Raw genomic sequence first — 10,628 nt, 5'->3', positions numbered from 1 at the left:
ATTAAAGAAAAAGCATCAGACTACTATTTAGCAGCCTAATGCCTTTCCCTATTATTTAATTTTTAATTGACTTTTATCAACACCATTTGACAAAGAGCCGATTTAGTAGGATTTCTTAATTTCTGAGTTTTTTCCCAGACACTTTCCATTTACTCTTCATCAACAGGATTGACAAAGAGCCCAAAAAATCCATCACCCACCTCAGGTGATAGATTAAGTTTTAATATAAAAGATTGTTATGAATTAATATCATATTATAATGTCTTGCTTAATTCCTTAATGTACTTGCGTAAGGCATCACGCGTTTCAGGGTGCTTCAAACCATATTGAATGGAAGTTTCAAGATAGCCTTCCTTATTACCAACATCAAAACGTTGACCTTTAAAGACTTGAGCAAATACACGTTGTGTCTTATTCATTGTATCAATGGCGTCAGTTAATTGAACTTCACCACCACGACCTGGCTTTTGATATTCCAAAATGTCAAAAATTTCAGGCGTTAATAAGTAACGACCGATTATTGCAAGATCACTTGGAGCTTTATCAACATCTGGCTTTTCCACAAAACTCTTTACATTGTACAAGTCATCGGCAATCTTACCATCCGGTGCAATTACACCATACTTAGAAACTTCCTTGTGTGGTACTTTCATAACGGCAATAGTTGAAGCATGAGTCTTGTCGTAATCGTTAATTAACTGCTTAGTCAAAGGAACTTTATCCTTCATTAAATCATCGCCAAGCATAATTACAAATGGTTCACCAGCAACGAAACTACGGGCACGATAAACAGCATCACCTAAACCTGCTGGGTGTGGTTGACGTGTGTAGTATAAGTTCACGCCTAAATTCGTAATTCCTTGTGTTAACTTTAACAGTTCTGACTTGCCAGTCTTTTCCAAATCTTGCTCCAATTCAGGATTTGAATCAAAATGATTTTCAATTGCTTGTTTATTCTTACCAGTAACAATTAAGATATCTTCGATTCCTGAAGCCTTAGCTTCTTCCACGATAAATTGAATCGTTGGCTTGTCAACAATTGGCAACATTTCCTTAGGCAATGCCTTAGTTGCTGGCAAAAATCTAGTGCCTAATCCTGCTGCAGGGATAATCGCTTTTCTTACTTTCATACTTTCTATACCTTCTCCAAAGATTATAATTAAATATATTTTAAAATATTCTTTAAAATTTTACTCGTTTTCTGCAGATTTGCAAATTAGAATACCACTGAATTTTATTTTTTATTAGTTTGCATTCCTACACTCAAAGGTATAATAAAAATCCTCAGCTGATTATCAACCAACTAAGGAATAAAAGCTTTATGCGATTTTACTGTCTACTTAACAGGTAATGTATCAAATCCAAGTGCGTGGTAACTTCTTTGTTATTCACATAAAAAGAATCTCCGCCACCATCATGTGCATATAGCTTTGTCATGTACTCCTCCTATGTTGTAATAAATCGTTTTAATGTCATTTTTACCAAAGAATCAAAAAAGCACCCCAAAGGGATGCTTCCTTAAAATCTTACTTATTCAATTCATCAAAGAAACCTTGCTTCTTCAAGATCTCTAAATAGCGGTGAACCGCATCTGTCCACACCGGCAATGGCTTAAAACCATTCTTCACCAGCTTGCTCTTATCTAAACGTGAGTTGAATGGACGAACTGCTTTGGACAAACCATATTCGGCAGTGGTAACTGGCGTTACCTTGGTGTCGTAACCAGCTTGACGGTAGATTTCCTTGGTAAAGTCGTACCAAGAAATGTAGCCGGTCTTAGTGCCATTTTCATCATAACCGCTTTCGGTTGCTGGTAATTCAGAATTGGTTGCGTGGTAATAACCGTACTTGTCAGTTTCGATCATGTCGACGAGCAAGCGAGCTAAGTCAAAGGTGTAAGTTGGCGTACCGATTTGATCATCAACAACCTTAACTTCATCATGGTTAGAACCAACCTTGAGCATAGTCTTGATAAAGTTATGACCGTTAACACCGAATACCCAAGCGATACGCACGATAAAGTATTTGTCTAAAGTATCGGCAACAGCCTTTTCGCCGCCAACGTTCAGTTTTAATCACTTAAAAGCCGTACATGCAGCAACAATAGTAGAAATTGAGACCGTATAATCTTATGTGTAAGGATGAACAGTTCCTTAAAGTAAATCAAAATTGGGTATAAGAAAAGGGACTCCTTTTCCGTATAATTGATTTGAACACTATCAATACGAAAGGAATCCCTTATGACTGATTTTAACAGAGAATGCCTCAATGCGCTATTCGACAAGGAGAAATTTGACAAATTCATGCGGACTCAGCTCGAGGAAGGACTCAATCTGCTCCTGGAAAGCGAATTGACCGCCTTTCTTGGCTATAATCCCTACGATAGAAACGGCTGGAACTCTGGAAACTCCCGGAATGGAAGCTACTTTAGACAGATCAAGACGCAATTTGGGCCTATCAAGGTTCAAGTTCCCCGGGACAGAAACGGCGAGTTTCACCAACAAACTCTTCCTGCATATGGTCAGCACACCGATGCACTGGAATCCACTGTGATCCAGCTCTATTCGCATGGTGTAACAACCAGAGAGATCTCTGAGCTGATCGAGAAAATGTACGGCAGCTACTATTCTGCAGGCACCGTCTCAAACATCTCAAAGCAGGTAGCCAGTCAAGTTGAAAGCTATCATCAACGGCGCTTGAGCGACAAGTTCTTCTGCGTTTATCTTGACGCTACGTATATTCCTCTGCGTAGAGATACGTACCAGCGCGAGGCGGTTTATATCGCCGTGGGAATTAAGCCTAATGGCAATAAAGAGATCATTGACTATCGGATCGCTCCGGTAGAAAATCTTGAAGTTTGGAGTGAAATGATCGCCGACTTCAAAGAACGTGGCCTCGAGCAGGTTGAACTGTTCTTGTCAGATGGCTTTGTGGGCATCAAGGACATGTTAAAGCAGTATTACCCAAAGTCTAAATTCCAACGTTGTCTAATTCACATCATGCGCAACATCAGCCAAAAAGTCCGTGTGACCGATCGTGCTGAGATTCTGAATGCTTTTAAGCAAGTCCATAAGCAAACTAACCAAAAAGAAGCAGAAACTGTTCTGCACGCCTTTTACGAAGCCTATGGATCAAAGTACTCCAGAATGATCAAGGACCTGCGGAAACTCGAAGAAGACATGCTTGTCTTTTACCAGTATCCAAAGCAAATCCGTCCTTCAATCTACTCAACGAACATGATCGAATCGATAAACCGCATGATCAAGCGAAAGACCAATCCTAAATCAGAGTTCCCTAGCGAAGAATCACTGGACAACTTTTTGGGTAGCCAAGTTATCGACTATAACGACCGCAACGCCAATCGAGTTCACAAGGGCTTTGGTCAAGTAGCAGACACCCTGGAATCGTACTTCGATTAAAAAACAGTTAAAGAATCAATTAGCCGGAAAGATTTATTTACACAAAAGAATTGACAGTCTCAAATATATCATCATTGTTGATGTTTTTATAGTACTTTTTTGTATTTTTCTGAAGTTTTTTTATTAAGAATAAGAAAAGAGTACTTTTTTTGAAAAAGTAATCTTTACTATTTATTCACTTAGGCTAATATAGATTCTTATTATTTTTACCAAATTACAATTCTATCTTCTGGATCAAGCCACATGCCGTCATCCTTCTTAACGCCAAAGGCATCATAGAATTCATCTTGGCATTGAACCGGAATATTTACTCTAGTTGGTTGTGGTGCATGGACATCAGTTTGAACTTCAGTCTTAATTGCTTCAGGACGTTGCTTTTCCATCCAGCTTCTAGCATAGTTTTCAAACAAGTCCTTCAAGTCTGCACCATCATTTTTACCTGCTTGGACAGCACAAGCTAAACCGGCCAGGTCAGCAATATTTTCAGAAACAACTTGCTTACCGTTAATCTTAGCAGGGCCATATTGCAAACCATCAAAGATATCGATCATTTGACCAACACGCTTATTAAATTCAGTGAAGTCTTGCTTAGTCCACCAGTTGTTCATATTACCGTTCTCGTCAAACTTGGCACCATTATTGTCAAAGGCGTGAGAAACTTCGTGACCAATAGTAGCACCGATACCACCGTAGTTAGCACCTCTTGATTGGTTAATATCGTAGAATGGCTTTTGCAAAATACCAGCTGGGAAAGTTAAATCGTTTCTTTGTGGGTCGTAACAAGCGTTGTTCAAGTTACCTGGCATGAGCCATACTGAACGATCAACCGGCTTAGTCAATTTCTCTAGTTCATATTCGGTACGAACTTTATCCATAGCAGCTTCATTTTCATATAAGCTCTTTTCAGGATCTACTTGTAACAAATCAAAAATCTTTTCAATTTTTTCTGGATAACCAATCTTAAGAACCAAAGCATTTAACTTAACAATTGCCTTTTTCTTAGTTTCATCAGATAGCCAAGTATTATGGTTGATTCTTTCTTCATAAACCTTAAGCATGTTGTGAATCATATCTTCAACATCGCGCTTGGCTTTTTCACCAAAGTATTTCTTACCATAGAAAATACCAACTACTTCATCAAAGGCACTGTTAGCAATACGATAAGCTTGCTTAATTTGTGATGGCATTTCTGGTGCGCCTGTAATTGCTTGATTAAATGGAAACGCAGCTTCTCTAAACTTTTGTGACAAGTATTTAGCTACACTATTAATGTATTTAACCAGCATCCAACCCTTGATTTCGTCAAAGTTTTCAGCATTGATTAATTCTTCTGCATGGTCAAGGAAGCGTGGTTCCATCACAATTACACGCTTTTGTTTTTCAGGTAAAAGTTCATCTAAGAATTTTGTCATATCGAATGACTTAAACTTAGCAATGAATTTGTCGTATGAAACTGGGTTGTAAATAGCTGCGTCGTCGGCCCATTCTTCAGTAGACTTAACTACTTTAGCTACCTTAGCATCAAAGGCCAATGCATTATCAACGTATACTCTTGCTTCGGTCTTGCCAATACCTGCCATCATTAGCAAGTTAATGCTTTGATCTTGCAAAATGTCCAACAACTTTTTAGCATCGTCTGTCTTGTAAGTTGTTGTATCTGGCAAGAAGGTACTTGGACCACCAAAGTATAAGACATTAACGTCGGTATTCTTCATATCGGCATCGACGCCATAGACGAATGGCAAGATATATGGACCCATGTATAAGTCCTTAGCTTTTTTACCAAAGTCAGCAAAATCAGTTAATGATAATAACTTTTGCAAGTCATTTTGAATAGGATGTGCTTCTTCGGCATCCCTTTTCTCAAAATTCTTAGCAATCTTATATAAAGCAATTGCCTTATCAAAATCCTTAATCTCTGGCATCTTTTCTTTGCCTGCAGCAATATCGGCAAAGTCTTTCATCACTCTATTTTCAATCTTAATATCTAGTTCTGAGTTGACACCAGTTGAAGTACGATCAGCAGGGATTTCAGCTTTAGAAAGCCACTCTGAATTAACAGCTAAATATAAATTATCTTGTGGCTTAGCATTAACGTCAGGTTCCGCAACATCGCCTGCACCACCACGAACAGCGTAAAATCTTCTCATTTTTCCTCCTTATTAATATTCATAATTATTTCATTCCTTTTAATCATTATAACAAAAAGACGTCTGCATTCGTGCGAAACGTCTTTTATTAACTATTCTTTATTTTCATTATTTTGCAAGGTGTACAAGTTGTAGTAGTAACCCTTCTTAGCGAGCAATTCTTCATGCGTACCACGTTCAATAATTCTACCCTTGTCGAGCACAATAATCTGATCGGCATCGGCAATCGTTGACAAACGGTGCGCAATGGCCAAAGTAGTTCTACCCTTACGCAGTTGTTTCAAGCCTTGTTGAATCAAAGTTTCAGTTTCGGTATCCACGTTAGCCGTAGCTTCGTCCAATACCAAAACTTTAGGGTCTGTAACCAAAGTTCTAGCAAATGAGATCAATTGGCGCTGTCCTTGACTCAGTTCTTCGCCGCCTTCAATTACCTTGGCATGATATTTACCTGGCATCTTTTCAATAAATTGATCGGCTTGAACAGCCTTAGCCGCATCCCTAATCTGTTCATCTGTAATGTTCTTATTATACAAGCGAATATTTGAAGAAATATCGCCATAAAACATGAATGGTTCCTGCAAAACGAGGCCCAATTTTTTACGCAATTCTTCTTTAGGATATTTTCTGATATCTACATCATCAATTAAGATCTCGCCTTTACCCAATTCGTAAAAACGCATCATTACATTGATGATCGAGCTCTTACCAGATCCAGTATGACCAACAATACCTAAAGTTTCACCTGGATTTACTACGAATGAAATATCATGCAAGATTTCATTTTTACCATCATATGAGAAACTAACGTGCTTGAATTCAATCTTGCCGCGACTGATAGTCAATCCTTCTTGAGCATTTTGCTTTGGCTCATATTGTTCATCATCTAAAATCGCAAAGATTCTCTTACCGGCTACGATACCATCTTGGAAGAAGGTCATCTGGTCCATCATAGTTGAAATTGGATTAAACAATTGTGACAAGTATTGTGAGAAAGCATATACCACACCAGCTGGCACAAATGTTGCCTGCAATGGAAAACCGAAGTACATCAATGTCACAGCTAAAGCCAATGAATAAAGCAAACTAGTCAAAGGTGAAAGAAGCAATGAGTTAATACGAATCATGTTAAAACGCGTATTCATCAACCCACCATTTTCACCCTCAAATTGGTTGGTCATTCTCTTTTCTTGATTAAACTGCTGAATAATTGAGACACCTTCAATTGACTCATTCAAGTTAGCGTTAATTCTACTCAAACGTTCACGATAGTTACGATAAAGCCGTGAACTCTTTTGCGAATAGAGCCAAATCACAAAGAGCAAAATTGGCACAAAGGCTAAAACGATCCAGCCGGCAATCACGTTGGTAGTAAACATTGCCACCAATGCCGTAACTACAGAAAATGCACCAATTACTACTGTTGAAAGCACAGTTAAGAAGTTGCTCAAAGTCATCGTATCGTTAGTAACTCTTGACACAATTGAACCGGCAGGAGTTTGGTCAAAATAGCGCATCCCTAACTTATGCAATTTCCGGTAAAGGGCCCTTCTGATACTCTCCAAGGTTTTTTCAGATCCAAGGGCAAAGAAATATTGGTAGGTAAACTGAATGATCGCTTTTAGAATCGAACCTATTGCATAAAGTAAGCCTGCAAACAAAATAATCTGGACAGTTGCGCTTTGTTTAAGCAGAAAGTTGTCTAAGAAATACTGCAATCCACGCGGCAGCAAAATATTAATGATGCTGACTAAAAATGCCCCAATCAATGCAATGGTCATTTCAAATTTAAAGTGCTTAACAAAGCCCATTAAACGTTTAAAAATCGCAACCTGTTCTTTAAATGGGATTGCTTTAGACCACACCGATTCTTGCTTTTCTTCATTATTCATCTACATCTTCACCCACCTTTGCTTGCAATTCTTGTCTACGCCACATTTCGGCATACCAGCCATTTTCTTTGAGCAGATCTTGGTGATTGCCTCGTTCAATAATTTGACCGTCTTTTAAGACTAAGATCAAATCGGCATCCATGACCGATGTCAATCTATGTGCCGCAATCATCGTGGTCTTATCTTTTCTTTCATTTCTCAAAGAAGTTAGAATTTCGGTTTCAGTCTTTGCATCAACCGCTGATAAAGCATCATCCAAAATCAAAATTTGGCTATCTTTAAGCAAAGCACGGGCAATGGACATTCTTTGACGTTGACCACCAGAAAGTGAAAGTCCATTTTCACCGACTAAAGTCTCATAGCCATGTGGCATTTGTAAAACATCATCGTGCAAATCACTCTTCTTAGCAGCTGCTGCAATCTCATTTTTGCCTGCATCTGCCTCTGAGAAAGCAATATTTCTACCAATACTCGTTGAAAAGAGGAAGTTGTTCTGGGGAACATAAGATATTTGGCTAAGTAAAACTTTAAGCGGAATTTTCTTGATATTGATGCCATTTAAGGTGATTTCACCGTCATATTGGTCGAATTCTCTCAATAGCAGCTGAATGATTGTCGTTTTACCAGCACCTACACGACCTACTAAACCTAAAGTTTGACCAGGTTTTAAGGTGAAATCGATGTTCTTTAACACTGGAATATCCTTTTCATCAGGATAAGCAAACGATTTAATATCAAAATGCAAATCACCTTGTAAGTCTTGAGCCTTAATACTTTGATCAGCGTGGGCATCAGTAATTAACGGTTTTTCATAAAGTAGCTTTTCTACACGGTCGTAGCTCGCACTACCTCTTTCCAAAATATTGAACAAATAACCAATCGCAAACATCGGCCAAACCATGTTGGCAATATAGGCAATAAAGGAAACGAGCTGACCAATCGATAGCACTTTATTTGTAACTAAAAGTCCACCATAAATAATGGTAATTACATAGGTTGCACCAATAACTGCCGTACCCAATGGATCAAACAAGGAGTCCCAAACAAACACTTTTTTATTGATGTTAATAGTATCATCAACCATCTTGTCAAAAGCTTGGGTATCTTCTTTTCCTTGACCAAAAGTTTTAAGTACCTTAATGCCTGAAACTGATTCTTGAGTCTTATTATTCAAGCGAGAAAAGGCCGCCTGTGACTTATCAAAAGCATCGTGTAAATGATCCCCAAGTTTCCAAGCACCTAATGCTAAAAATGGCAGTGGCAATAAGGCAACGATGGTTAGTCGCCAATCAACGAAAATGATCATGGCAATCATTGTTGATAAGCCCATTACAAGTGAGTCAACCAAGGTTAAAACACCATCACCGGCTACGTTTTGAATTGCAGTCACATCGTTAGTTGCATGGGCCATCAAGTCACCGGTTCGGTGGCGCTGATAAAATGTTCTGTCCATGATCATAAAGTGGTCGAACAGTTTAGAACGCATTTGTCGTTCTAGTTCTGCGGCCCCGCCCCAAATTTGCTTACGCCAAAAGTAGCGCAAAATATATAAAACGAAGGCGGCAGCTAACACAGCTAGAATCAACATTCCATATTGCCCCCATGAGATGTGACCTTGATCCAGCTGATCCGCCATCAGTCCTAATACTCTTGGCGGAATTAAGTTGGCTAAAGAGGTTAAAGCAAGAAAAGTAATTCCGATAATATAACGTTTCCTTTCTTGTTTAAAAAACCAACCCAGTTTTTTAAATATGTTCATTTACTCACTCCATTCTTTAAAAAGAACACCAAAAAAGACGAAGGAATAATCCTTCGCCTTAACACCACAAAATAATCTAATAATTACTTTTGTTGATGCTTCATCATGTTCATTACTTGATGAACCTTCTTATTAGAAGGTTTTTGTCCCATTTGAGACATCATAGCAACGATCATATCTTCACTAATAGGAGGATTTTCCTTAAAGTATTTCTTCATGTATGCTCTTGCACCATAAAAACCTGCTGTTGCACCAACTAAAAGTGCAATAATAATCAAAAATATTGCTAAACCTAAATTCATATTATATCCTCCATCTAACTAACAATAATATCTTACATAATTTTTCACTTTTTTAAAAGGCTTAATTAATCTTTTCTAAGACCTTTTCTTCTTTGAGCGCGTTTAGCTCTTTCAGAAGTAACTTCTTTACCATTCTTATCGATGATTACCATATCCTCGACATCTTGCTTAAAAGCAGCTCTGAAGTTTGCGATAAATTTCTTATGAAGTTCCTTACGCTCTTGTTCCTCTGCAGGTGTTAAGCCTTCTCTTTCCTTCTTGTGGTAAAGTTCATTAATGCGATCAGTTACCTTTTTTTCTTCTTCTTTACTCATAATATCTTTATTCATAATATCCACCTCACATTGACAATCATTAGTCTACCTTATTTTTAAACTAAAAAAAAGGTATAATTCTTAGAACGCTTGTTTGAGATTATTTGATTTTTCTGTTAAAATTACTTATAAGAATAAATAACTAAAATTAACGGAGAAAATGAAAATGCCTAAGAAAAACAGTGAAACTAAACAATTAGAAATTTTACGCTATATTTATGACACTGTCGAACATCGCGGCTTCCCACCTACAGTGCGTGAGATTTGTACCGCAGTTAATCTATCTTCAACTTCAACTGTCCACGGACATTTAGCTCGTCTTGAGCGCAAGGGCTTATTAATTAAGGACGCTACTAAGCCACGTGCCTTAGAAATTACCCCTGAAGGTAAAGATGCCCTTGGCATTAAGCCAAAGGAAATTCCAGTTGTCGGCGTGGTTACCGCAGGTCAACCAATCCTTGCAGTACAGGACATTGATGAATACTTCCCACTTCCACCAGATTTGGAAAATGATGCTGGTGAACTCTTCATGCTTAAGGTTCACGGTGAAAGTATGATCAACGCTGGTATTCTTAATGGCGATAGCGTCATTGTCAGAAAACAAAATTCAGCTAACAACGGTGAAATTGTTGTTGCTATGACCGAAGAAAATGAAGCCACAGTTAAGCGTTTCTACAAGGAAAACGGTCATTACCGCCTCCAACCTGAAAATGATACTATGGATCCAATCATTTTGCCAAAGGTAAGCATTTTGGGTAAGGTTGTTAGCCTTTACCGTAACAATATTGATTAATA

8 protein-coding genes and 1 pseudogene are annotated in these 10,628 nt (G+C 38.2%); 2 read left to right on the top strand and 7 right to left on the bottom strand.

The window, feature by feature from the left end; translation table 11 throughout:
- Positions 1-254: 254 nt before the first annotated feature.
- Both galU and WS44_RS00355 read right to left on the bottom strand, forming a co-directional pair.
- A complete protein-coding gene (gene galU, locus WS44_RS00360; RefSeq protein WP_046432427.1) occupies positions 255-1,130 on the bottom strand; it encodes a UTP--glucose-1-phosphate uridylyltransferase GalU in 876 nt (291 codons plus the stop codon).
- Between the two features lie 396 nt (positions 1,131-1,526).
- Positions 1,527-2,060: pseudogene (locus WS44_RS00355) on the bottom strand (sugar nucleotide-binding protein); the annotation flags it as partial.
- Between the two features lie 180 nt (positions 2,061-2,240).
- Between WS44_RS00355 and WS44_RS00350 the strand changes: the two are divergent.
- Entirely contained in the window at positions 2,241-3,419 is a 1,179-nt protein-coding gene (locus tag WS44_RS00350; protein ID WP_046432424.1) for an IS256 family transposase, read from the top strand.
- Between the two features lie 206 nt (positions 3,420-3,625).
- Here the strand turns inward: WS44_RS00350 and WS44_RS00345 are convergent, their stop codons facing one another.
- From WS44_RS00345 to WS44_RS00325, 5 genes are all read right to left on the bottom strand, one after another.
- Positions 3,626-5,569, bottom strand: a complete 1,944-nt coding sequence (locus WS44_RS00345; protein ID WP_046432421.1) for a M13 family metallopeptidase — start codon at positions 5,567-5,569, stop codon at positions 3,626-3,628.
- Between the two features lie 92 nt (positions 5,570-5,661).
- The gene (locus WS44_RS00340) at positions 5,662-7,458 is read right to left on the bottom strand and encodes an ABC transporter ATP-binding protein (RefSeq protein ID WP_013438153.1); all 1,797 of its coding nucleotides are present in this window, start codon (positions 7,456-7,458) and stop codon (positions 5,662-5,664) included.
- Positions 7,451-9,217 (bottom strand): ABC transporter transmembrane domain-containing protein, encoded by a 1,767-nt coding sequence (locus WS44_RS00335; protein ID WP_046432418.1) that lies wholly within the window; start codon positions 9,215-9,217, stop codon positions 7,451-7,453. Before WS44_RS00335 ends, WS44_RS00340 begins: the two co-directional genes overlap by 8 nt.
- Before the next feature lie 83 nt (positions 9,218-9,300).
- Positions 9,301-9,519, bottom strand: coding sequence for a YneF family protein (locus WS44_RS00330; RefSeq protein ID WP_013438154.1), 219 nt, complete (start codon positions 9,517-9,519; stop codon positions 9,301-9,303).
- Positions 9,520-9,584: 65 nt separating this feature from the next.
- Entirely contained in the window at positions 9,585-9,848 is a 264-nt protein-coding gene (locus WS44_RS00325; protein ID WP_013438155.1) for a DUF896 domain-containing protein, read from the bottom strand.
- 151 nt (positions 9,849-9,999) lie between these two features.
- Here WS44_RS00325 and lexA point away from each other — a divergent pair, with 151 nt between their 5' ends.
- Positions 10,000-10,626, top strand: coding sequence for a transcriptional repressor LexA (gene lexA, locus WS44_RS00320; protein ID WP_013438156.1), 627 nt, complete (start codon positions 10,000-10,002; stop codon positions 10,624-10,626).
- Positions 10,627-10,628: the final 2 nt, after the last annotated feature.

The organism is Lactobacillus sp. N54.MGS-719 (genome assembly GCF_000980505.1).
GTDB lineage: Bacteria > Bacillota > Bacilli > Lactobacillales > Lactobacillaceae > Lactobacillus > Lactobacillus amylovorus.
This window is presented reverse-complemented; position numbering and strand designations above follow the sequence as displayed.